Annotated in this window: 17 protein-coding genes; 2 read left to right on the plus strand and 15 right to left on the minus strand. The window is 54.5% G+C overall.

The window, feature by feature from the left end; all coding sequences use genetic code 11:
- Positions 1-284 precede the first annotated feature (284 nt).
- Together F0M18_RS08360 and F0M18_RS08365 are read left to right on the plus strand one after the other, a co-directional pair.
- Positions 285-1106: a CbbQ/NirQ/NorQ/GpvN family protein gene (locus F0M18_RS08360; protein WP_262500877.1), complete on the plus strand. Its 822-nt coding sequence runs from the start codon at positions 285-287 to the stop codon at positions 1104-1106.
- Between the two features lie 22 nt (positions 1107-1128).
- Positions 1129-2808 carry a nitric oxide reductase activation protein NorD gene (locus F0M18_RS08365; protein ID WP_149610947.1) on the plus strand — a complete coding sequence of 560 codons (1680 nt, stop codon included), beginning with the start codon at positions 1129-1131 and terminating at the stop codon, positions 2806-2808.
- A 224-nt stretch (positions 2809-3032) separates the two neighbouring features.
- Here F0M18_RS08365 and F0M18_RS08370 read toward each other — a convergent pair whose 3' ends face one another.
- From F0M18_RS08370 to F0M18_RS08440, 15 genes are all read right to left on the minus strand, one after another.
- Complete coding sequence (locus F0M18_RS08370) at positions 3033-5231, minus strand: acyl-CoA dehydrogenase (RefSeq protein WP_149610948.1); 2199 nt, start codon at positions 5229-5231, stop codon at positions 3033-3035.
- Between the two features lie 150 nt (positions 5232-5381).
- Positions 5382-7718 (minus strand): TonB-dependent receptor, encoded by a 2337-nt coding sequence (locus F0M18_RS08375; protein ID WP_149610949.1) that lies wholly within the window; start codon positions 7716-7718, stop codon positions 5382-5384.
- A 179-nt stretch (positions 7719-7897) separates the two neighbouring features.
- Positions 7898-9025: a nitronate monooxygenase gene (locus tag F0M18_RS08380; RefSeq protein ID WP_149610950.1), complete on the minus strand. Its 1128-nt coding sequence runs from the start codon at positions 9023-9025 to the stop codon at positions 7898-7900.
- A 46-nt stretch (positions 9026-9071) separates the two neighbouring features.
- Complete coding sequence (locus tag F0M18_RS08385) at positions 9072-10553, minus strand: patatin-like phospholipase family protein (protein ID WP_149610951.1); 1482 nt, start codon at positions 10551-10553, stop codon at positions 9072-9074.
- 27 nt (positions 10554-10580) lie between these two features.
- Positions 10581-12467, minus strand: coding sequence for a carboxylesterase/lipase family protein (locus F0M18_RS08390; protein WP_149610952.1), 1887 nt, complete (start codon positions 12465-12467; stop codon positions 10581-10583).
- A 39-nt stretch (positions 12468-12506) separates the two neighbouring features.
- The gene (locus F0M18_RS08395) at positions 12507-13676 is read right to left on the minus strand and encodes an alpha/beta fold hydrolase (RefSeq protein WP_262500878.1); all 1170 of its coding nucleotides are present in this window, start codon (positions 13674-13676) and stop codon (positions 12507-12509) included.
- Positions 13669-15069, minus strand: coding sequence for a wax ester/triacylglycerol synthase domain-containing protein (locus F0M18_RS08400; protein ID WP_149610953.1), 1401 nt, complete (start codon positions 15067-15069; stop codon positions 13669-13671). The genes F0M18_RS08395 and F0M18_RS08400 overlap by 8 nt, the downstream gene beginning before the upstream one ends.
- 210 nt (positions 15070-15279) lie before the next feature.
- Entirely contained in the window at positions 15280-16881 is a 1602-nt protein-coding gene (locus F0M18_RS08405) for an acetyl-CoA acetyltransferase (RefSeq protein WP_149610954.1), read from the minus strand.
- On the minus strand, positions 16856-18499 hold the full coding sequence (locus F0M18_RS08410) for an AMP-binding protein (RefSeq protein ID WP_149610955.1): 1644 nt from the start codon (positions 18497-18499) through the stop codon (positions 16856-16858). The genes F0M18_RS08405 and F0M18_RS08410 overlap by 26 nt, the downstream gene beginning before the upstream one ends.
- A gap of 6 nt (positions 18500-18505) precedes the next feature.
- The gene (locus tag F0M18_RS08415; RefSeq protein WP_149610956.1) at positions 18506-18718 is read right to left on the minus strand and encodes a hypothetical protein; all 213 of its coding nucleotides are present in this window, start codon (positions 18716-18718) and stop codon (positions 18506-18508) included.
- Between the two features lie 27 nt (positions 18719-18745).
- On the minus strand, positions 18746-20344 hold the full coding sequence (locus F0M18_RS08420; RefSeq protein ID WP_149610957.1) for a phytoene desaturase family protein: 1599 nt from the start codon (positions 20342-20344) through the stop codon (positions 18746-18748).
- 41 nt (positions 20345-20385) lie between these two features.
- Positions 20386-21147 carry an SDR family NAD(P)-dependent oxidoreductase gene (locus tag F0M18_RS08425; protein ID WP_149610958.1) on the minus strand — a complete coding sequence of 254 codons (762 nt, stop codon included), beginning with the start codon at positions 21145-21147 and terminating at the stop codon, positions 20386-20388.
- 139 nt (positions 21148-21286) lie between these two features.
- Positions 21287-22054: an SDR family oxidoreductase gene (locus tag F0M18_RS08430; protein ID WP_149610959.1), complete on the minus strand. Its 768-nt coding sequence runs from the start codon at positions 22052-22054 to the stop codon at positions 21287-21289.
- Between the two features lie 2 nt (positions 22055-22056).
- Positions 22057-23250, minus strand: coding sequence for an FAS1-like dehydratase domain-containing protein (locus F0M18_RS08435; RefSeq protein WP_149610960.1), 1194 nt, complete (start codon positions 23248-23250; stop codon positions 22057-22059).
- 56 nt (positions 23251-23306) lie between these two features.
- A complete protein-coding gene (locus F0M18_RS08440) occupies positions 23307-24260 on the minus strand; it encodes an amidohydrolase family protein (protein ID WP_223177931.1) in 954 nt (317 codons plus the stop codon).
- Positions 24261-24264 lie beyond the last annotated feature (4 nt).

Genomic DNA, 24264 nt, shown 5'->3' on the forward strand with positions numbered 1-24264 from the left:
TAGTCAATAAAGCAGCCGATCCGGTAGTGCAAAAACAGCACAATTGATTGCCGGAACGGCCATTTTCGAACCGAAACCTGATCCAGGACCCCCCAAATGACCTTGTTTCGCCGCTGAGACCCTGATGCCTGGTGGACACACCGCTATCCCGGCGCTCTCGGCTATGCTTGCCATCTCAATGGCCGAAACTGCAATCATTTCGATATGATCTACTCCCTTTTCTACGGCAAACTGAAAACCCTCAAATCAAGTGTCCGTCCACAGACCCCGGGAATGAACCAGCAATGACTCAAGTATCGATCGATCTAATGCCGTCGGCATCACCCGTTAGTTACTTCCCCACCGCGGATGAAGTGGAAATTTTTTCGGCGGCCGCGCAGCAAAAACTGGCAGTCATGCTCAAAGGTCCGACCGGCTGCGGCAAAACTCGCTTTGTCGAGTATATGGCACAGCAGCTGGGCCGCCCCTTGATCACCATCCCTTGCCACGAAGACCTGACCGCGGCTGACTTGGTGGGTCGATACCTCTTAAAGGGGGGAGAAACCGTATGGGAAGATGGCCCGATGACTCGGGCCGTTAAACTGGGCGCCATCTGTTATCTTGATGAGGTGGTAGAGGCTCGCTCTGATACCATCGTGGTCATTCACCCACTGACTGATCATCGCCGCGAACTGCACATCGATCGGCTCAACCAGACCCTGAACGTCCCAGACGACTTTATGGTAGTTGTGTCTTACAACCCCGGCTATCAGAGCGTGCTCAAAGACCTGAAGGAATCGACCCGCCAGCGTATGGTTGGAATCGATTTCGATTACCCAGGTGCCGACGTGGAAACAAATATACTGGTCTGCGAAACCGGCTTGAATGAGAGCGTATGCCTGGATCTAGTCAAACTGGCCGGAGCTATTCGCCGTCTCGACAGTAGCGGCCTTTCGGAAGCCGCCTCGACTCGCACTATTGTCGCAACGGCTCGCCTCATTAATGGCGGGGTTAGTCCGCGCCGCGCTGCTATCGCCTGCATTGCCTCTGCGCTGAGCGATGATCTGGAAATCATTGCCGGCCTGAGCGAGATGATTGATAACTACCTGCCGGAATCCCTCCGGTAACCGCCAGCAGGTACTCAAGCCTATGCATCGCCTCGCTTTCGTCGCCAGTGGCATTGCCGGACAAGCACTGGATATCCAGGAATTGCACCAAGACGATGCCAGTTATACCGATGGACACTACCTCTATATCAATTCATCGCTAACACCCGTACAGCAAGTGGACGCAGTGCTGTTTCAATCTCTACTACTCAGAGCCGGCAGCCTCGAAAAACAGCGCACCAGAGCGTTGCTCGGCCAGCCAGGTCTGACCCGCAGCTATCTGGTCTTGGAAATCTACCGAGCATTGGACATGTACCAAGCCGAACTTCCATCACAGCTGATTAGCCGCTACCCGAAACCAGATAGTTTGGAGCTAGCTAGTAACCCCGCAGGCTCGCTGGTACTGGCCACAAAGAACCGCCGCAATATCCCTAAGCCGCTTGTAGAGTTTGGTCGTATTCGCCCATTGAAAATACGCTCCTACGAGGGTTTCGCCAAGGGCGGTAGATTCAGCCAAGCTGAGCTGTCGGGAAACTTTAGTATTGCTGAATTGGCCGAACACGATGAAGATGCCGAGACAGAAACCTCCAGTATTCTGGCGATGTTCAAAAACCCCCTTAGCGATGGCAATAATGCACTTAGCCGTACTCTGAATAAAATTCTAGGCAGCGGCACCAACGGCTCAGGCGAAGGGGGCGACGATGATGAAGGCTATGGCAGTGTCCCGATGGAACGCGGGGCGCAGACACTTCTCTCCAACCAGAGCAACGCCCAGATCATGCCCGGCGACCACGCACCGCTTCCCAGCGTGTTTGAACCGTCGACAGCCGAATTCCAGTACCCCGAATGGGACGAGAGTCGTCAGCACTACAAGCCTGATTTCACACTAATCACCGAGCTCGATCCCTGGGAAGAACCTGCGGAGTTCAAACGCTATGGCGCCGACTACGCCCGTCAACTGCAGCACCAGATGAGCAGTGTAGGCGTTGAATACCAGCGCCATTCCCATCAACCCGCTGGCGAGGATTTTGACCTTGATGCGATCGTAAACTATGCCATCACACTGAACAGCGGCAACAGCCCGGATGAGTCGATCTACCGTATGTCCCGAAAGAGCAGGCGCGATCTCAGCACCCTGATGTTGCTGGACATCTCTGGTTCAACTAAAGACTTCAACGACAGCGGCGTCAGTATTCACGAGCAGCAAGCCAGTTTTGTCGATGCTCTTGCGACAGCCCTCTATAAGCTGGGCGATCAGGTCGCTATGTACGGCTTTCATTCCTGGGGCAGTCGCATGGTGCGATTCATGCGCATTAAGGCGTTTACTGAGCGTGGCGGCAGTCAGGTTGCTCGCCGCATCAGACAGCTCCGACCTTCCGGTTACAGCCGCCTGGGTGCAGCTATCCGACATGCCACCTACCTGATCAGCCAAAAGCGGCTCACCCATCATCGGCTGCTGCTGTTTGTGACCGATGGTTTTGCCTATGACGATGGCTACGAAGACCATTACGCAGAAGCAGATACCGTCAAGGCACTGGAAGAAGCCCGTAACCTTGGTATCGTTTGCGCCTGTGTCAGCATCGGCACTGATAAAAGCGACCAGGCGCTAACAAGAACCTTCGGCAACGCCGCCTATATTCGCTGCGAAACCTTACACGAGCTACCTCGACGACTGCGCAAACATCTGCAAAGCGCGCTAAACAGCGCTGCTAAAACTGGTTAGCAATTATAAGTGTCCGTCCAGGTTTACCAATCTTCATAATCTGCGCTTAATTCTTATGTTTTTTCTGCAAGAGGTTCTGCGGCAAATGCCTCTAGGCATATGGCTTTAAAAAACACCACAAGAAAACTCGCAAAGACCAGTTCTTGGCGGAAATGGATGATCCTATTCCCTGGGAGAGACTGGTGGCACCTGATCGTACTGCAGCGAAGCTCGCCGCTCTTTTATTAGCGTGGTAGGCCCAGGCCTCGTTGCGCGATCAGGTTGCGCTGGATCTCATTGGTGCCACCACCGACTACCATCATAATGGCATGACGCAGCATCTGCTCCAGATCGCCGGCTACAGCACCGTCGCTATCCTTACTCAGCACGGCGCGCGGGCCGAGGATATCCAGCGCCATCTCTCCGAGTCGCTCCATCAACTCACTATTGAAAACGCCGCTCACGGATGCCTCGACAATTGGTACGTTACCCTGCTCCGCGATTTGCAGCGCTGCCACGTACAGGCGACGGGACACCTCTATCTCCGCAGCCATCCGGCCAATGCGATCACGCACCTGGAAATTGGAAGCCAGCCTGGGGTTGTCGCGTACCGCCTTACAGAGATAGCTGAACTTTTTTCGCACCTTGGATACATAGCCACCCATTATTGAGCGCTCCACAGCCAGCGCTGCAGTGAGGACAGTCCAGCCGCCATTCAACTCACCCACCAGCGCATCACCCGGTACGCGAACATCATCCAGAAACTCGTGACAAAATGTTTTTCCATACAACGCCAGAGACGGCCTGACGGTCATGCCCGGCGAATCCATCGGCACGATAAAGATACTGATGCCAGCGTGGGGCGCTTTCGCTTCCGGATCGGTTCTCGCAGCGAGCCACATGTAATCTGCAGATTCGGCCAACGTAGTCCAGATTTTTTCACCGTTGATCACCCACTCATCACCGTCCAAAACGGCTGTGGTGCGCAGTGACGCCAGATCAGAACCGGAGCCGGGCTCACTATAACCCAGGCAGAATTGCACTTCGCCAGATGCGAGTTTGGGTAGAAACTCGGCCTGTTGCTCGACAGAGCCATAGGCCATAATCGCGTGTGCCTGTATCTGCGGGCTCGCGTACGCGGTTTCTGGAATTTCCGCTTCCTCAAAAGCTTCCAGTAACGCCATTTCCTCCACAGGCGTTGCACCAGTACCACTAAATTTCGTGGGCCATGCGAAACTGATCAATCCGTTGCTGCCCAGTAGCTTACGAGCATCTGAATCGGAACCACCCTGACCGGCGTCCCAGTTGGTTTTGAGCCAGGCCCGGATCTCTTCTCGTTTAGCATTACCCGCTTCTCCAAGATCGTAATCGGGCATGGTGCAGCCCTGATCAAGCAGGTAACTGGCGAGGCCGGCATTGGCCTGTAGGGGGCCACCCAAACACAGGGTATCGCTGTGTATTCGACGAAACTGATGTGTCGCCTCGTGTTCATCAGAGTAGCCGATGGCACCAAGCACATGATGGTTTTCCAGGGCAACCTGGCGCAGGGCCGATGAGCCGAAGGCTTGGGCGGCCTGCGCCAGTGGCAGCCAGCAGCTTTCTCCCGCGTCGTGGCTTTGTGCCGCGCCGTCCAGCAACAGGCGCACACCCGCCAGCTCTATGAAGCTGTTTGCCAGCTTGTGCTGTACCGCCTGGAACCGGCCAATCGGCTGGCCAAATTGCCTGCGTTCCTTTGCGTAATCTGTCGCCTGTTCAAAACCTCGCGCTGCAGCCCCCAGCGCGCGGGCCAGCATACCTAGCTGTGCCAACTGCAATAACTCTGTAGAACGCTCGTCTACAAGATCGATTTCGAAGAGTGGCTTTGCATCTTCCATGGTAACACTCGACCAGTGCGGGTCGGACAGGCTGGGGGTAGTTGAAACTTCGATTGCGTCGCTGTCCCGGTCAAATACTGCCAATCGACCACCTGCTTGCAGCACAGCAATATGACTGCTCACACCTGCGTGCTCGACACACTCGGCCTTCCCGCGCCAGGTACCACCGTATTCCTCTACCGATACAGTGTCGGCGCCGATGGGCAATACCCAACTTACGACGGCGACTCCAGTGCCAATGTCTTCGACCAGCTGCACCGCCGCTTCACATCCAGCTAGTGCCAGGTTTGCCAGCACCGCGGAAAGAAACGCCGAAGGGACTCCGACCCGACCCATCTCTTCCATCACCGCGAGTATGTCTCGCCAACCTCCATAAGCGGGCTCCGTGCCCATCAATAGAGAGCCTTGCTCAGCCAGCATCCGGTTGAGCTCATGAAACCTGCCAGGATCATTCGCACGCTCGGTCATGTGCTCCATGTTCTCGAGCGCCCAAAACTCGCTCACTAGCGAGCGAATCGCCTGGCGTATCATGATACGCTCTTCACAAGTGGGGTAAGGGGATACACTCATCTAGATTCTCCGAGTTCTGCTTCCCAAGTAACCGCGGACTCCCTTCGACCAGGGGTGCGGCTGTAAAGCTTGACTGGTAACGTCTACAGCAGGTCAGATTTTGAGAAAATCCGATGGGTGCGCTTGGCTCCCATCGGTGAAGGGAAGGACCTAGAATCGATAGACCCCTTCGAAAGTAATGGTGCGGGGCGCATCCAAGCGACCAAATCTAGCGCCGGCCAGCAGAGGAACATCGGTTCCGTAATGGAAGGTTTCTTCGTCCGTTACGTTGTTGGCGATTATCGCAATACTCCAATTGCCGTTAAGACTGTTCAGGCCCGCCCGCAAATTCAATTTGGTATAGGCATCCTGCTCCAGCAGCGGGTCCAGATCGGGGGCCACGTAGAATGAATCCTCGTACACGGCGGTTCCACCCAGTTGCAGTTCCAGGTTTGCTGAAATCGCTCTCCTCCAATCCAAAGTCGCATTGAAGCTGAATTCCGGCGTATTCGGACCTACATCACCTGTGCGATCTGTTGTACACCCGACCAGGCTCCCGCCTTGTGCAGTTTGCTGATAGATATCGCAGGGGCCGTCTTCAAAGTCAGTGTATTCGAAATCGAGCCAAGCACCGCCACCACTAAGGTAAAGATTGTCGGACAATTGCCAACGCCCCTCAAACTCGAAACCAGTCAGATCGACACCGGCAGCATTGTCCACCTGGAAGGCCAGCCCGCCATCGAAGATCGAGAACTGGAGATCTTCATATTCGGTATAGAACAATGCGCCGTTTAATTCGGCAGAGCCATCGAGCCAAACGGATTTGAAGCCGAGCTCATACGTCGTTGCTTTTTCCTGGTCGAACTCGAACTTTTCCTCCAATGCCTCCTGGTCTATCTGGCCATCCACGATGCCATCATTGGAAATCCGCGCATCAAATCCACCCGACTTGTATCCGATGCTCCCACTGGCATACAGCATGATATCCTGATTTATGTCCCACTGCAGGTTTAGCGACGGGGACCAGTCATCCTGTTCGTACTTCTGGGTAGGTATTTCATGGTTTTCCGCCCCGAATGCGAGGTCAAATGGGCGCGGCAGGTCGGTGACATAGGTTTGTGCGGCTTCCTTCTCCTCTTCGCTGTACCTCAGACCCAAGGTTGCCCGAAAGGTATCTGAAATATTCCATGTAGCCTGGCCGAATACAGCCCAGGTCTCCGCTTCCTGCTCAAAGTCCTGGACAACTTTTGGGTTGTATCCTAAAAACGTTCCAAGGCTGCCTGTCGCAAACGGCCCTAACAAGTAGTAGTCGTTGACATTGATCTGCTCTGTGAGATCGTAGTCGCTTTCTTCATAGTAGAGACCTGCAAGCCATTCGATAGTACTACCGGTAGGAGAGGTAATTCGGAGTTCCTGGCTGAAGGACTCAAAATCTTCCTCCTGCACAGTATTCGCCTGTGGAATCGGTGTGGCCGCGCTCGGGTTAAGCTCGTTTACCTCAGAATTGGCCCAACCTGTCACCGAGTTAACCGTGTATTCACCCCATTGGTACTCAATGTTTAGGGCAGTAAGATCAGTGTCGACCTCGGACCACTCTTCTTCGGTATAGTTACTTAGGTCACCTTCAGCCGCGACATTCGTTGCATGGGTCACATAATCTCCCTTACATTCGATGAGGCCCAGTGCCGAACAGCCATTAGGATCCAGAACCTCACCTGTACCGCGCTCGATCACCTCTGCGCCCAGTACCTCCCATCCCTTCCCATCTTTTTCCAGACTATAATCTTCGTGAGACAGGTTAATCGACCAATCTGCAGAGGGCTCCCACAAGAACGATACTCGATAGTTTGTGGCCTCTGCTTCGGGCTCATCGCGATTGATGAGCTCGTTGTCGACCCAGCCATTATCTTCCTTGTACTTGACAGCAACCCGAGCCGCCAAAGTATCTGTCAGTCCTCCGGTTACGTGTCCCGAAGTGCTCCAACCACCATACTCAGCCTCATACCTGCCGCGAATTTCGCCGTTCAGGTCATAGTCAGGACGCCTGGGCGTGATATTCACTGCGCCGGCAATCGTGTTTTTGCCGAACAACGTGGCCTGTGGCCCGCGCAAGATCTCTACCATGCCGACATCGAGAAAGGCAGAGCGAAATTGCGTGCCCCTGGCGAGATAGACGCCATTTGAGAATAGACCCACCGACTGATCAAAGCCCTGATTACCGCCTGAGGCGATACCACGGATATTTATCCGGTCGGAGATTTGCTCCTGGGTGATCGTGATATTCGGCATGGTAAAGCTGAGCTCTTCCAGGTCCGTAATACCTGCCCGCTCGATATTATCGCCCGACACTGCTGCAATGGAGATAGGTACATCTTGCAGTGACTCTACGCGCTTTTGCGCCGTAACAATCACCTCTTCAAGCATCGGTTGCGCAAGTGAGGGTGAAGCGACCGACGAGGCGCACAAGTACCCAATAGCAAGTGCAAGGGGGCTTTTGGCATATTTCATCACGGTTCTCCTGTTGTGTTTATATTTCCTGGAGCTTCATGTACTGAAGACTTATCTCAGTGTGCAGACAACACTACCAATCATTTATGTTCGTTTCAACCATTTATGTTTGTTTTTTATTGCGCGCCTCAACTGATTGGAAATTAGTAGTTATTGGCTCAATAGCTTCCGATAAATACCTAGATACCCAGCACATCATTCATAGATATAACTGAATCCCCGAACTCTTCTTTGAACTCATGCATGATGGTTCGACAAGATTTCACCGAGCCAACCAGGCCGACGCCCTGCCCCACCCAGTAGCTCACCAGGTCATGAGCCTTTTCATTACCATTCTCCACAGCCCTATCAATCCTTTCAAAAGATGGCAACGCCAGCATAGACATCATGGGCATGGGCAACGTTCCCGGAGAGTCGGGGCCGTGCCATGCATCGTGCCAAGCAGAGTGCAACTGCCTCGACGGTTTGCCTGTACGAGCTGTTGAACGAATTGTGTCGCGGGAGGAAGCGGCAACCATCTTTTCGCGAATGGCCTCAGACGTTTCCGCTTCGGGTGTCGCCAACCAAATAGTGCCAGTCCAGGCGCCTTGAGCGCCCATCGCCATACACCCCGCCATCTGCCTTCCGTTCATGATGCCTCCGGCAGCCAGCACAGGCACTGGCCGGATATCTTTGATGGCGTCAATTACCTCCGGAACCAATACGAGAGTAGACACCTCACCGCAATGCCCCGCCGCCTCAGTTCCCTGGGCTACAAGGAAATCGACACCTGCATTGACCTGGCGAATGGCATGTTCTTTAGCGCCAACCAGCGCCCCAACCGGAACACTGTGTTCGCGAGCTCTCGAAATCATGGATGGAGGAGCAATCCCCAAGGCGTTCGCTATCATTTTGATTGGATGCCTGAAAGCGACATCCATTAGCTGCTCACCGACATCGCCTATAATGCCCGGGAGCTCCGCCTGGACAAGCTCGTCTTCAGGCACCTCAATACCATATGTTCGCAAAAGATCTACAGTAAACCGCCGCTGTGCCCCTGGCACCATGGACTGAAGCTCTTCAATCGACACATCACTCGCTAGATCTCCCATGTTCTCCGGAATCAGTATATCGACGCCATAGGGCTTTCCATCAATGTGTTCATCGAGCCAGGTGAGTTCCTCTTCCAGGGTTTCGGGCGTAAATGAGCTTCCACCCAATACCCCGAATCCGCCTGCCTTACTTACCTCCGCCACCACGTCGCGGCAGTGACTAAACGCGAACAGGGGGAATTCGCAACCGAGCATTCTGCAGATTTCATTGTTCATTATCGGGTCCTTTCATCAAATTTGTCGGGAGGGTCCAGCTGTCCGCTTACTGGGTGATATGTGCCAGTTTCTTCTCGTGGGGCTTGATCACAGATTCCTGCTCGAGTTCGGCGAGAATCTCATCGATAGCCTGACCCACCTTAACCGCGTTGCGAATCTGGCATAGCTTCGGCCACACAGCCCTGCGACCATTGAGAATCATCTCGCGGATTTCCTCATCGTTGTTGTACTGGAAGATCGCGTTGCCACTTCTGGCCTGGCGATAATCGAAAAGGATGTTTATATCTCCAATATAGCTCTGGTCCAGTACCTGGTAGAGCGTGCTCAGCGCCCGATCCAGGCCGCGGTGGGGAATGGGACTTGACCACCGCCTGGCCGTTTTGACGCCATGCTTTGCGGTTACTGCCGCCATTTCCATAACAGACTGAGAGAGTGAACCCTCAGGAGTTCGCTTAAAGTGCCGTAGAAAAGGTATGGCCAACGGGTTGATCATGCTGACTATATAATGATTCACCCCGAATAATCGCGACAGGCGCTTAAAGGGGAGGTCCTCACTCATGGAGCCATCGACCCAGTATCGCCCACGGAGATAGGGTTTAATGTTACCGTGCGAGTCCTTGGCCTCCAGTTGCACGGGAGTCACCAGTCCCGGCACAGAGGACGATGCCTTGGCTGCTGAACGTATGGTGACATTGGGCGATGTAATCGCGTTCATCAGCCTGGAGGTTTGGTGACGCTCGAAAGGTGCAATTGAGATATTGATATATCTTCCAGTATGTTCGAAGGCTTCCTGAAAAGTGATGTTGTCGACAAAGGCGTCAACCGTGCGCTCACGGCTGGAAACTGCCGCCTCCTGGGCCATGCCAGAAAACAGCTTCAGGCTGCTCTCGCCAACATTTGCGTCGTAGCGTTTTTCATCGAAGTAAGCGACGAGTTCCTCATCGGTTCGGGTACCGATCTGGGCACACATCCACGACCCCGCGCTCGCACCGGATAGCACATTAGGCAGCAAACCCTCCGATAACAGGGTATCGACGACACCGTGATGGAAATAAATCAACCCTCCGCCTCCACTCAGGGTCAGGGCAGAGCGGCCGTAGCAGTGGCTGGCCCTGCGAAAAAAGTCCAGTTTCTGGTCAAAAGGTATCTCAGTGTCGGAGGCAGCGGCCACTTCTCGAAGCGCCCTGCACAGCGTTTCGATATAGTCCTGAATCAGCGTCTTGGTGCCGGTCAAGGCCCTCTGGTAGAGGACATCCTTGCCCATGCCGCCCATATTACCGTGCAGGCCTTCGTTTAAATGATAGATGAGTTCCCGGCGGTCCTTGCCGGCGAGAAATTCCACCAGGCGATCACTTCTTACCTTTATCTGGTGGGCGTCATACAAACGACTTTTGGCCGATGATCGCCATTGGCCGGCCCCATTCAGTTCATCAATCTCAGTGGCCAGTGACAACCACTCAGCGTGACTCATGGCCTCCCTGAGACTTCCTTGTAGTTTATTCAGCTTGTAGCGCTTCCTAATTGCCATCTGGAGTTTCCTGTCTCGGGTTCAGTATCATGGGAGAAACCGTATATCCTGGGCGAAATCTTCTACCAGTTGACGTTGTGCTCCCTGTTCAGAAAAATCTTTCAGGGCATCGTCATCGGGTGCATCCCATGCACCGTGAAATCCATAAGCGAAGACCCGCGCGTACAGCCTGGCCCTTCGCTCTGGCGAATCCAGTTCCGGGTCAGAAAGAAACTGTTTTCTCAGACCTTCAATACTGGACAGCCTGTCACTCAAACGAACCTGGCCCTCCACACTCTCCCCCAGGCGCATTACATTCGGAAGATTGTCCTGCCCGCAAGAGACTGACAACCAGTGTGGCAGCTCCCCCCCCACCCCCTTTCCCGGGTTACCGGTGCGGGCAAACTGGAGCCAATAGGACTGCAATATGTGGCTTAACTCCAGCATCTTCCGAAAACGCCGCCTGCCGAAGACCAGCCAGAGCCAGGGGTAACGAGCAAAAAGTCCGAAAAGAAAAAACAGTTCAGAAGCGTGAAAGGCACCCAACAATTCCCTTAAATCCAGACCGGGCCATTTGGGCCAATCGCGCCAATCAAATCGATAGACAAATACGGGGGAGTCCATCGACTGGCTCAACTTTACTACCGGTTCCGCCACGGATACGGCCTGCCATAAAAGAGAACCATAGCGTGCGTCAGACTCATACTGCCCCGGATTCCTGGGCCTGGGTATTAAGCCAAACCGTAAGTCTATGTAGTCGGCAGTGTCCCAGCATATGAACGCCTTGTGCTCATCGGCAGTACAACCGATCATGAAGGGGACATCATTCACCCAACGCCTGCTGGCGAACGCCTGGTGCCAGGACACATCGGGAAGGACGTACCCATCCTCGATTGGTCGCGGCGTCGAATACAACCCCGCCTCAACCCCGTCAAAAACAGCGAGCAGGTCTGCGGTAGTCAACGCGTAAAGGAAATCCCGCAGTTCCTCTTGGCTCATTGTCCGCTGCAGGTCTTTGGCGGCCTGGCGGCTACTTGCCAGTCCAGCCTGGATCAACAGGCGATTGACCACTTCGCCAGAACTGTTGCGATGCCCCCTGACCTCGTCATCTGCAAAGTTTTTCGCCTCGCCCACTGAGTAGGAGTTCATGACCGGGCTCTGGGCAATGGCCCTGTGAAACAGGCCCTTTGCCAGTGGCGACAACATCAGGCTGGTGACATTGATTCCCCCGGCAGATTCGCCAAACACGGTGACATTATCTGGATTGCCGCCAAAGGCGGCGATATTGTCCCGCACCCAACGCAGTGCCTGGATAATATCCAGAGTGCCGTAATTGCCCGACTGATCTTCCTCCGAAGCACCGTCAGCGCACAGCGCTTCATGGTGAAACCAGCCGAGAACACCGAGACGGTAATTCATTGAAACCACAATTGCCTGTTGCATGCCCGCCCGGAAGCACTGTGCGTAGAGCGGAACATCGCTTGCACCCACCGCATTTCCCCCACCATAGATCCATACCATCACGGGCAGTGGATGGCTCAAGTTCGCCACCTCATCGACGGTCATCACCGGCGCCCAAACATTGAGATACAGGCAATCCTCCGATCCCGACGGCACGCCGAATTCTCGCCAGGAATAGCCTCCACCGATCCCGGCAATCTGTACTGGTTTATTGCCGAAGTGACCCGCCTTGAACGTTCCAGCCCAGGGCTCTGCCGGCCTTGGGGCACACCAGCGCAAGTCGCCAACCGGTGGTTCAGCGAACGGGATACCACGCCAACAGTGTGTATCCCGGTCTAATCTAATTCCGACAATCTCGCCCTGATTAAGTTGTCGGATGGTGGATTCGTCCAGGGAGCCAAAAGCTCGCCGCCGGTATACCATAACGGCAATGACGGCCAGGCAGGCTGCTAGCATCAGGATGTTGAAATTCATTGAAATACCACAGTATTGCCTGGGCCCGGGCCGATGTGCCTAATGCGACTTCCCGCCAGAGCGACGGGATAACCAGGATGCGGCATCCTTCCACATGGCGCCCTGGGCCCGGCTGCCGATAAAGACCCCCATATGCCCGCCAGGCGCAATTCGGAATTCAGCGTCTTTGGAGGCGGTCACGTCTATACTGCGCCGGGCGACCTCGGGGGCCACGAGATTATCTGACTTGCCGGCAAAGACCAGCAGACTGGTTTTAATCCGATTCAGGCGTACTGGCATCCCTGCGACACTGACTTCACCTGTCGCCAAGCTGTTCTCCGCGAGCAAACTCGAGCCCATCTCACGGACAACGCCACCCGGGAAGCGCTGCAGGTTATTCATGTAATCGGAGGTCGTTGAATAATCTTCCAGGGACTGGCGATCTGCCATCCGCGTGACCAAATCCAGGTAAGTCGTCATGCTGCCAACGGGGTTGGTGGCCTTGAACATCAGTTTCGAAAGCCACGGAGGGAAAGAGAAGTGCTCGGACTTGAAACTGATATTGTGCAGCTTGGCGTAATTGCCCACCAGGTGCAACGGCCCACCCAATACCTGCGCCGCCTGCGCGAAAACACCCGCCCCGCTCGCCATGTCGAAAGGGCTGGCGACCGTGATGATATTGCGCAGGTGCTTGTCTTCCACCATCCCCTGGTAAAAAAGCGTAAACAGTCCACCCATACACCATCCCATGACAGAGATATCTCTCTCTCCCGAGTGCTCTCGTACCGCACTCAGTGCCGCTCCCATCATATCGTATGAATAATCTTTCATGCCCAGATGGGCATGCTTTTTTGTGGGCTTACCCCAGTCAATCAGATATACCTTGAATCCATGGGCGACCATGTACCGCACCAGGCTGCGCTGGGGAAGTAGATCGAAGGTGTCCGTGGGCACACCGATGGGTGGCACCAGTACCAGGGGCAAGCGATAGCGTTTGCGCTCCACCTTTTTGGTGGAGCCGTCGGCCAGCCTTATCTTGTCATCATCTGGCAGCTCATAGTAACGCACTGTCATCAGGTCACTGTCGTGAACCAGTTCGAACCAGGTTCGGCCCGACTTGATCAAGGTGTCTCTCTTGAACAGCCAGTCAACCGTATTTGCTGCTCGCGTGGAAAACTGCTCGTTCGCAGCATTAAACTGCTTCAATAAAAGCTTATCAATGTCACTCACGAAGACCTCCGTCTACCAAGGCGTACAATTTCTCCAGGTCATCCAGCGCCCTGCCCATATAAACCGCAATACGCTGCAGCCGGGGCAAGGTATCCCTCGCACCGGTAAGGGCTACATTCAAGGTATCGCCATAGCGAATGACATCAATACTCAGGGCACTGTGCTGCATTAATACGTTCAGGGAGTACAGTGCTTCGAGTCTGGCGCCTCGAAGAAAGACGGCATGTTTGGGGCCCGCGACTATGCCAGATATCGATAAATTGAACAGCGGAGGCACCAGGTTCCCCACCACCGGCAGTTGGCTACCGTAGATCGGGAGTGAGCGAGTGAACGTGTACGGAGCTACCGCATGATGCGGCAGATTCTCCACTTCCTCACGCAGGCTTTGCATGGAGCCCTTGATTGCATCTAGCCTCTCCTCTGGGTCACCGAGATGGGTATTCAAGGAAAGCCTCAGTCCCGCTATCGCATTGCTGGGTCCCAGTTCATCCTCATCATGCAGTTCGACCGGGACCCCGGCAATCAGTGACTCCGTCGGCAGCGCGTTGTATTCCATAAAGAAACGCCTCAGCGCAGTACCACACAGATACATCAGAATATCTTCGATGCAGCTATCTGCGGCCTCGGCGAGTCGAGCCAGCCTCTGGATACCGAACTGTTGTGTGGCGATGCGTCGCTGATGATTGATTTTTCGATTAAGCGTCGATCTCGGGGTTTTGCCCGGTAACAAAAAGCTCGCAGCTTCCCTGGGGTTTTGAACGCTCCTGAACAAATCCCTTCCAATCCGGGTAGTGGATCGAAGCAGGTCGTTTGCCCCCTGGGAATGCCAGGAAACATATTCTTCCTCACCCGATGCCTGGTCGGGCGTGTGGGCAATCGTCCAGAAGGGTTTTATCTTGCGCTTCCTGGGATTGTCGCCCAGGAAGGACATCAATAGTGGCACTGCTGTAATACCCCTGGCCAAGGCCCTGTGCACTTTGAGATACACTGCAAACCGGTGAGCTTCCAGCCCTTCGATCAGGTGTATCTCCCACAGGGCCGAGTTCGGCCCAAGCGCTATACTGTGCAACCGAGACACCAGGCGTCCCAGCTGTCGCTCACCGCCAGGTTTTGGCAAGGCGTGATGTCTGAAATGCTCCTCGATATCGAAGTCACGGATCTTTTCAAATCTCGCGACAAAGTCAGGACCCGCACTCCACCGTTGATTCCAGGGGTATACCGGCCTGTTAAAGCTCCGCAGGTATTCCGCCAGTTCTTCCAGGTAGCCCTCTGCCGCTCGGGGGGGGATTTTGAACTGTGCCAGCACGCCGACATGCATTGGGGTCTCGTGTGTTTCCATAACCCTCCACATTGCATCCAGCGGTGCCATCTGAATTTTCTGTTGTCTGTTCACGTCTCACCTCAAGCTTGGAATAGCGCGCTCCTACAAGATACAGGCTCTACCTCCCCCGCCACCGAGGCTTGCGTTTCTGGGCAAATGCCGCAACACCTTCCTGCATATCCTGGCTTGTTAGCAGGCGGTTTATCGCATCAGCGGGGAAACGCACTGCCTCAACTGTATCGGCTATTTGTGCGGTCTCGCTGAGGAGTTGCATACTGCAGCTCACGGAGGTGGGGGAAACTGCAGATAGCTGAACCGGGTACCGGGGCCTGCGCTGGTTACATAGACGGTATTTCCGATCGGGTCATCGGCATGCATTCTCTGGGGTGTCTCAGCATCGCCCGGATCCGAATGGGCAATAAAACGCTTACCCTCTATGGTTCTCGCAACAATATAGGCTTTTTTTGGAATGCCTTTTTTATAATCGATGGAATAGGTTTCTATCACCGCCGGGCCCGACGCGTGTGGGTCTACCTCCGGGCAGGGCTCGCTATTGAACAGTGACTGCAGAGCCTTGTGATCACAGGATGACCACCCATTCTCAGGGGGCTCTGCTGAATACATTCCCACCGCATGCTTGGAAAGAACTCCGCCATTGGCTCCCACGAGCCCGTAACCAGTTCGTCTTTCTCGCAACTGTGAAGCCACATTCACGATAGAGTGCATTGAGTAGTTATTACCTGGCCCCCCAAAAAAAGGTAACCCCCCGGTCAGGGTCAGTGCCCTTCCACCAAGTGGATCAATGCCCAGGGCTTCGCAGGCATTGAACACTGCTATGGGGAAACAGCTATACAGGTCCAGCAGGGATATCTCTTCCGGCGCCACGCCCGAAGACTCGAGAACAGCCCGGTAGGCAATCCTCATCGCCTCAGATGAAGCCAGATTCGGACGCTGCACGAGGTATCGGTCATGCACATTACTGCCCGTTACCGGAAATACCATTTTTTCCCTGGGAACCCCTAACTCCAGGGCGCGTGCAACACTGGTCAGTACCACCGCCGCAGCCTGGTTTACGCCATCCTTGGCCACGAGATGCTTGGTATAGGGCGCTGATATCAGCGGGTTGGTATCACCGACCTCAATTAATTCTCCGCCATGGTACGCTTTGGGAAAAGCGGCCGCGGGATGCCGGGCTGCGACTTCAGTAAAAGCCTGGAAAAGCTCTCCCATTTCATTGGTATATTGCTCCCGACTGATGCCGCGGGCACTTCGACGGGCATTCTCCAACAAGCCATACATCAGCGGTGCCGTGGCCAGGCCATTATCGATCTGCTGCCGATCGATAATACTGTCCAGTCCCAGTCCCCTGTCTTCTATCTGTCCGCCAGTATCGTCACCCCACTGCAGTTTAATTTGCGCTCTTAGCGCAGACTTGATGGTGCCAATCGCCTCCCCCCCGACCAGGAGTACAATGCTGTTATCGCCAGCGGCGATTCGCTCCGAAAACTCTGTGACCAGCGCCTGGGGAGTATTCCCCCCGGCGTGACTGTAGATGGCCGCATGGGGCTGGGCGCCGATGCGGCGAGCGACAGCCCGGGGGTAATTATTCACACGCCCAAACGGGTTGGGGTACATGGGCGTGGAATCAGCAAAAGTCCGCACCACTGCCAACACGTCCAACGCTTCGATCACCTTGTCCGGAATGCCGCTGTCTCTACAGGCCGCAAGCGATGCCTGTTCCATCAGGTCCAGTGGGGAGGACGCGGTCGTCACATCCTTCGGCACCTGCTCACAGAGTTCTCCAATACCGATGATGACTGGCTGGCGATGTTTGTCGATCAAGGTATATCTCCTGTATTCAGCCGCCCTTTCCTGCTTCTTCAAGTGTCCTGACGGCATAGTCCGTGGTCATCTTGTAGTCTGCCTTTCCTGCGGCAGAGCGGAATATTTCAGGGACGAACAGCACATGCTTCGGTACTTTGTAATCTGCAAGTTCCACGCGCACATGCGCTTTGAACACTTCCTCATCCTGTTCTGCATTCGGCCCCAACCGGATCACCGCAGTAATCGCCTGCCCGAAGCGGTCATCTGGCACACCGACGATCAGGCAGTCCGCCACATCGGGGTGAGCCCGCAGCGTGACCTCTATCTCTTCCGGAAAGACCTTTTCACCACCGGTGTTTATCGATACGTTGCCCCGGCCCAGAAAAATAACCGAGCCGTCTTCCTGAAACTCTACCCAGTCTCCCGGCCGGGAATAGCGCACCCCGTCTACGACGGTCATGGTCTGGGCAGTCTTTTCCTCATCTTTGTAATACCCGAGAGGAATAGCACCAGATACAGCGAGAAATCCTGTGTTGCCCGCTTTGGCTTCGACTTTATTCCAGTTTTCATCAAACACCGTCGCTGCCGGAGTGAGGTGCATAGGCAAGCCTCTAGACTGGGATAAATCGCTCTCCAGGGTTGCGATAGACGCTGCAGATGCCGAAGACTCCGAGGAGCCGACAATATCAATGACTGTAAGGCCCGGACAATGCTTGAGGAACAGGGCCTTGTTCCGACTACTGAACAACATAGCGGATGATCGAAGCCCCTTAAGGGTAGCCAACTCGTATTTACCGGGATGGGCCTCCAACTCATCGACCAGGGGTTTGGCGAAGGCATCGCCGGCGATAGTGACATTGGCAATACTGTACTTGTCTATCGTCGCCAGTGTGAGCGCCGGGTCAAAACGCCTGCATCGCATCGAGACCACGGGATCCCCATAAGCAACAGAGGCGATGGAGGACCACACACCAGACCCATGCATAAAGGGCAGCAAGGTCAGTGTCTTGTTCTTCCCTCCCTGCGGCGGCACATTCAGCTCAGTGAGGGTTTGCGGTGCCGGCGAAAACGGTGTCAGGGGGTTCGGGCCAATCATATTCCACAGTACGCCCTGCTCCCACATCACCCCTTTTGGCATTCCCGTTGTGCCACCGGTGTACATGAAGAACTGGTCACTGCTGCTGCGCTCGATATCAAGCGGCTCACCATTCCCGGATTGAGCTGACTCATCGAAGGAATGAGACCAACTTTGTTCCAAGTTATCATCAGTTACTTCGATAAAATAGTCGGCGCTATCCAGTTGTGCCCGGGTGGTGCTGAGTGTGTCGGCAAACTCCGACTCGAATATCACGCACCGGGCGTCGCTGTTATTGAGAAGATAGGCCAACTCGCCCGCTTTGTAGCGATAGTTCACATTGACGTGTACCAGCCTGGCCTTAGCGAGGGCCACGGTAGCCACCAGATACTCCAGCCGGTTGCGCATATAAATGGCAACTTTGTCACCGGGCTCACACCCCATGGCCAACAGCGATCTGGCGAGGTTATTGGTTTGGTGCTTGAACTGGCCAACAGTGAGTGATCTCAAAAGCCCTTCGTGACCCTCCTCATAGACCAGGATAAAGTCAGGATCGACAACCCTGTCGACATTGTCGAACATGTCACCAAAATTTATAGTCATTTTTCTTTACTTCGAGCGCCTGAACAGAAATGTTAAGAGGAACATCCAGAAGCCGAACCCCTTGATCAGCTTAAACACCGTCCGGGCCTCTTCAGGAGACAGCGCGCCTTTTACCGGCATAGCGCCCATTACCGTTCCGGTAAATTCCAGGTTGCTGCCATTGTGATCGAGAGACTTCACTTCCATCAGAACACTGCCATCACTGCTGTAAACTTTCATAAACACTCTCTCCCAATCGTGGAGACATCAAATCATCATGGTTTTGGAGATATCCGCGCCGGCATCGTCCAGTATCTTCATGGCCGTTGCGCGGCCGCCCCCAGTGATTGCACCGCCCGGGTGCATAAACGGACCGGCAAGGTACAGGCCATCTGCTCCGGGCACAGCGTACTGCGCCAGCCTGGGGGTAGGCCTGCGGCCGAGATATTGATGGATCCAGTTGCCGATGCCAAAAATATCTCCCTTCTGGAAGCTCGGTGACCATTCAGCCATATCTGCCGGAGACTCCGCGGCAGAGGCAATAATATTGTCGGAGTTCATGTTGGTGCAGTACTTGCTGTACTCCTGCATCATCCACTCCTTGTACTCGTCCCGGATTTCGCTGGACCAACCGTTAACATTGCGACCGCCGAGGGGCCCGGTATTTCTCAGCTCCAAAGGCGCAAAACAATAGAGGTAAAGCGTGTGTTTACCCACTGGTGCGCGGGAGGGGTCATGGTTCGTGTGGTGTGCAATCACCGCATTAAAATTAGAGGCCAGCTTGCCGCCCCGGCAATCGTCCAGACCTGCCTTCAGCCCAGCCATATTAGAAGGGACACACTCGACCAACAGCGACTTGTTGACCTCCGGGCACTTATAGCTTGGCGCTTCATGCAAGGCCCAGTGGGTATTTATCGCGCCGAATGAAGACAACTCGCAGCGCCTCGCCTCCGCGACCATATCCTCATCCAGGCCATCGACATAATCCCCCAGGAGGTGCGGGTGAATATTGGCTACCACACACTTGCGGGCCTCCAATACCGCACCATCGGCCAGCTCTACCCCAGTAGTTTTGCCCCCGCTGGTGATCACTCGCTTCACCCAGGTATCAGTGCGTATTTCGCCGCCGTGGTGCTCGATACAGCGGCCCAGGGCATCACTCAGGGCCTGCGTCCCGCCCCGAACGGAGGTTTCTTCCTGGGTGTGGGCAATGGCGGTCAACGCGTACAGATAGATACCCGTGCCCCGCTCATCCGGGTGGACCATACCTTCTGCCACCCACTTAATGAAATGCATGCGCACCTTCTCATGCTCAAACATTTCGGTAATCATCTGGGTGGCGCTTTTCAGCATAGAGCCCACTACTTCCTGCCCCATCGGACTCTGGTCGAGCATGGCCATAAAGGGCCCAAAGGGCAGCGGGGGTTTAAATAAGCCAGCGGTGAACAGCGGCCCCATCTGGATGGTGCGATTAACAAAGGCCCGGTAGGTTTCCGCGTCTTTTTGTGAAAACTTGGCGATGGTCTCACAGGTTTTGTCCAGGCTGACAAAGGTCCCCATCCAGGTCTCGTCATCGTAAAGCGAAACATAGGTGCCTTCCGGAGAATCGAACTCGAGACCGAATTTGGACTGAAGCTCAAGCTCGTCGTTCTTGATCATGGGGTTTGCCATAATCAGGATCATTCCGGTCGCATGGGTATCGTGTAGAAAACCCGGTGCGGTCACTTCGCGACTGACTGCGCCCCCGCCGATGATGTCGTTCTTTTCCAGAACGCATACCTTCATACCGGACTTGGCCAGGTAGGCTGCAGTGGTTAGTGAGTTGTGACCTGCGCCTACAATCAGCGCGTCATAGGTAGTTGACATGATTAATCCTTTTCGGTGAGACACTCCCAGAGGAGCATCTGCTATTGCAAAATGCTCACACTATGCGCCGCGTCTATCGTCAGCACGGATCCAGACATATAGCTGGATGCGTCACTGGCCAGGAGCAGCAGTGGACCATCGAGTTCTTCCAGGTTGCCAAAACGACCGGCTGGCAGGCGGGACTTGGCGAGCTGCCCTTCTTCAGACTCCAGCCACCAACTGGTCAGCTTAGTTTCAAAATATCCGGGTGCCATAGCATTAACCCGTATCCCATAGGGCATTAGATCCAGGGCCAGGGACTTCGTCATGTGCAATACCGCCGCCTTGGAAGCGCAGTAGTTTGATGACTCCGCTCTAGCCTGTAGGCCGAGAATCGAGGCTATATTGATAATTGATCCCGGTTTTTTCGCATCCACCAGACGTACCGCGCACTCTTTAGCTGCACGCCAAAGGCCACTGACATTGATATCCATCACGGAGGTGAACTGCTCGTCGCTCATGTCCAGTACGCTTGCCATGGACTGGATACCAGCGCAGTTCACCAGAATATCAACGGTTCCGAATTCCGCCTCGGCCTTGTCAAAGGCCATAGCCACCGCTTCCTGATCGGTTACATCCGCACTGACGGCCAGTGCCTGGCCGCCAGATTCCGAGATCCTGCCTGCAACTTCTAACAAGGCATCCATCCGCCGGGCAACGCAGACAACCTTTGCGCCGTGCTCGGCAAGTACAGTGGCGAAGCGCTCGCCCAAACCACTGCTTGCGCCGGAGACCATTGCCACCCTACCTTCTAATGAAAACATGTTCCTTGGCATTTCAGATCCCGACTTTCCGATTTCAATTTATCCCAATGCTATCACTCTAATCTTTTTTAAACAAGAATGTTTGTTTTTTATTTGTGTCAAATTCGAGCTCTGAACACAAGCTTTCCTGGCGAAGGCTTCAAACCGCCGTTTGACCACCGTCCACGGAAAAATGTGTCCCGGTGACGCCACTGGACTCATCTGAGGCAAAATAGATAACCGCATTGGCAATTTCTTCTCCCTCCAACAACCTGCCAATGGGATGTGAAGCGACAATAGCTGCCAAAGTAGCCTCTGGATCTTCCGAGTCCGCCAGCATGTCCTCCAGCATGGGCGTCTTAACTACACCCGGTAATACTGCATTACATCGTATTGGGTATCGCTGCTCCGCAAGGTGTAGCGCTATTGACTTATTCAGACTGAGCGCCGCTGCTTTACTCGCACCATAGGCCATCGTCCATGCTGATGTTTTCAAGGCCGTTGTAGAAAGTACGTTGACTATCGAAGAAGGTGCCTCCTTGGCTTTCATCACTTTGATAGCGTGCTTGCAGCCAAGGAAAACACCGCCGGCATTTGTCATCACAAGGCGTTCAAACAGGCTCAGTTCGGTATTCTCGACATTGCGAGAGGTCAGGATACCCGCGTTATTTACCAGAACATCGAGGTGTCCCGATTCATTTATCACGCAATCTATAGCACTGATCCAGGAATCTTCACTGGCAACGTCGAGTGAGACAAACCGCGCCCGTTCCCCCAGATCTGTTACAACCTGCTCGCCTCTCTGTGCATTTCTACCTGCCACGTAAACCCTGCTCGCCCCCTCTTCCATACACCGGCGAGCAATATCTACCCCGATACCAGAGGTGGCCCCGGTGACGAATACTATCTTGTTTTCCAGTCTTGCCATGACTATTGACTCCCCTGCCGCACAGGCAGTTTCACACGCATCGTTCCGGTGCAGGTGTCTTCCCCCCTGTGACTAACTGTCCTGATATCGAGGTCCACCATTCCTGTTGACTCGTCCTTGGCGGTGACCTTGCCGTGCATGCGAATCGCGTCACCCTGCCAATGGAAACCGTGAAACTGCAGACCCATTTTTACCATGCGACCGTGATCACCCATCCACGACATGGCCATCTGGGCCAACCAGTTGATGCGTTCGTACCCTGCCTCGTAGGCTTTGGGCATTCCCAGGTATTTTTGGCAGCGCTCGTTGGTCCAGTGAATGGCCACAGGCGGCTCGGGCACGTTCTCTTCATTGCGAAAAGCGAGATTCGGATACTGCTCAAACAGTTCCACAGCCAACTCGTGCCCTACAAACCACCCCCCCGCACCTCGGGCGAACTCGAAGGCGAGCTTACTGGTCAAGTTAATCGGACCTTTAACGATATGCGGTATGTCCTGTCCGACGTCCACGTCCTCCACATAAAGCGCCTCGCTGGTTCTGCGATTGAAGTTGTACTGGCGATACTCCTCCCAAATGGCGTTCAGCTCTTCATCTGTCCAATGTTTTTCTTCCGTCTTCTTGTATTTTCCAGATGACGCCGCTTTCTTGCGGGAGAATCGGTGCCAGTGGGTGCGGTACACACCTTTGGATTGGCCATCAAGATTTTCAATTCGTGTCTCATAGGACTGGATGCCGGCCATCCCCCCTGCAAATTTGCTGTCCACGATCTTCGCGTCGATCAACCGGCTTGAACTGAGAATAGGCTCGTCAGTGTAGATCGGCTCCTCCCACTCGAACTCCAGGCCCCGCCAGATGGCATGACAGCCTGGAAAACCGTCCACGGCACCGTTGACGTTTTCAGCGTAGGCCATCATTGACGGCGGAGTTATCTTCCGACCGAAGGGAGACTTCCTGGCGTAGGCGGGATCAAGGAACAGCAGGTTCATGTCGCCTATACCCCTGGCAAGCCGCTCATTCATTTCCGAGGTGACAACAAAATTGGCCTTAGCCAGATCGCCTTCCGCCCAGCGACTGGGTGTCAGGAAGTCACGCTGCATGGCCCCTGGCCTGGTGCGTTCTACGTCTTTACGCTCTAGTAATCGAGACAGGCTTTGCTCCGTTATCTCTCCCCTGATTTCACCTTCTGCCAAACTCATATCTACTCCTGTCTTTTACTTTTCTCAATTGAATGTCGCACTGCGGGGCCCTGTGGTCACACTTCAAGCTTCAGAAATCTTACCGCGTTGTCGTACAGCACCTTGCGCTTGGTCTCCTCTTTGATATCAAGGTTGAGGAATTCCTCCTTGCACCTGCGTAAGCCCAGCCCGTTCGTACCGAACAGGACTTTGTCCCTGCCGCGGGAAGAGTCCATAAACTTCACCAGTCGATCGTCCAGTGATTTAGCGTAATAGGCCGATATATCCCCGTAGACATTGGGGTGTCGCCACAACATGGAGCACCATTCGTCCACCCAGGGCCAGCCTGTATGGGACAGGTTTATCCGCAGGTCTGGGAATTCAATGGCGACATCATCGACAAGCATTGGGCGCCCACAATCCGACGGCAAAACTTCCGCGGAGTGCCCCACCTGCATACCCACCGCGATATCCAACTCAACGCACTTGGCGTACAGAGGGTAAAAGCGCCTGTCATTCGGCGCCAGGCCGTAGGAAAGAGGGTGGAACCAGACATAATTGAAACCAAACTCCCCGACAGCCCTGTCGATTTCTTTCAGGCTGTCGGTAATACGGAAAGGATCGTAGCTGGCGGCCCCCAGTATCCGCCCTCCCGACTCCCCCGCCGCTTCATGCACCAGCTCTATCGGGTAGTTCAGGATAAAATCCCGGTGGTGATAGTAAGACCACATCTTCGTTGCACAGACTGAGATGTGGCTGTAACCAAGTTCATCCATGGTCTGCAAGCAGGATGCCGTATCGGCGTGGCCCGCCAGGGGGTCTACTCGTTCCCTGGGTTTCTCGCCTCCAGATGCAGGAGCCTGCTGGCTCTGAGTTTTCGTACCACTCGGTTTGTTCATCGCCTTAAAGGTGGTCTCGAGCATAATCTGAAACTCTCGATACTCGAAAGGATTACCAGCCTGCTCGCTGCGCACCTCCTTCGGATGATTCATGATATCAATTGTTGGATAGTCTTTGAGAGTCGTCATCATTCGT

It is taken from the genome of Pseudohalioglobus sediminis, assembly GCF_008370495.1.
Lineage (GTDB): Bacteria > Pseudomonadota > Gammaproteobacteria > Pseudomonadales > Halieaceae > Halioglobus.

Excerpts from the sequence above, each read along its gene's own strand:
- F0M18_RS08425 (WP_149610958.1), bottom strand. The coding sequence starts at position 21,147 with ATGTTTTCATTAGAAGGTAGGGTGGCAATGGTCTCCGGCGCAAGCAGT.
- F0M18_RS08410 (WP_149610955.1), bottom strand. The coding sequence starts at position 18,499 with ATGACTATAAATTTTGGTGACATGTTCGACAATGTCGACAGGGTTGTC.
- F0M18_RS08370 (WP_149610948.1), bottom strand. The coding sequence starts at position 5,231 with ATGAGTGTATCCCCTTACCCCACTTGTGAAGAGCGTATCATGATACGC.
- F0M18_RS08435 (WP_149610960.1), bottom strand. The coding sequence starts at position 23,250 with ATGAGTTTGGCAGAAGGTGAAATCAGGGGAGAGATAACGGAGCAAAGC.
- F0M18_RS08440 (WP_223177931.1), bottom strand. The coding sequence starts at position 24,260 with ATGATGACGACTCTCAAAGACTATCCAACAATTGATATCATGAATCAT.
- F0M18_RS08360 (WP_262500877.1), top strand. The coding sequence starts at position 285 with ATGACTCAAGTATCGATCGATCTAATGCCGTCGGCATCACCCGTTAGT.
- F0M18_RS08380 (WP_149610950.1), bottom strand. The coding sequence starts at position 9,025 with ATGAACAATGAAATCTGCAGAATGCTCGGTTGCGAATTCCCCCTGTTC.
- F0M18_RS08415 (WP_149610956.1), bottom strand. The coding sequence starts at position 18,718 with ATGAAAGTTTACAGCAGTGATGGCAGTGTTCTGATGGAAGTGAAGTCT.
- F0M18_RS08365 (WP_149610947.1), top strand. The coding sequence starts at position 1,129 with ATGCATCGCCTCGCTTTCGTCGCCAGTGGCATTGCCGGACAAGCACTG.
- F0M18_RS08390 (WP_149610952.1), bottom strand. The coding sequence starts at position 12,467 with ATGAATTTCAACATCCTGATGCTAGCAGCCTGCCTGGCCGTCATTGCC.
- F0M18_RS08375 (WP_149610949.1), bottom strand. The coding sequence starts at position 7,718 with ATGAAATATGCCAAAAGCCCCCTTGCACTTGCTATTGGGTACTTGTGC.
- F0M18_RS08420 (WP_149610957.1), bottom strand. The coding sequence starts at position 20,344 with ATGTCAACTACCTATGACGCGCTGATTGTAGGCGCAGGTCACAACTCA.
- F0M18_RS08430 (WP_149610959.1), bottom strand. The coding sequence starts at position 22,054 with ATGGCAAGACTGGAAAACAAGATAGTATTCGTCACCGGGGCCACCTCT.
- F0M18_RS08385 (WP_149610951.1), bottom strand. The coding sequence starts at position 10,553 with ATGGCAATTAGGAAGCGCTACAAGCTGAATAAACTACAAGGAAGTCTC.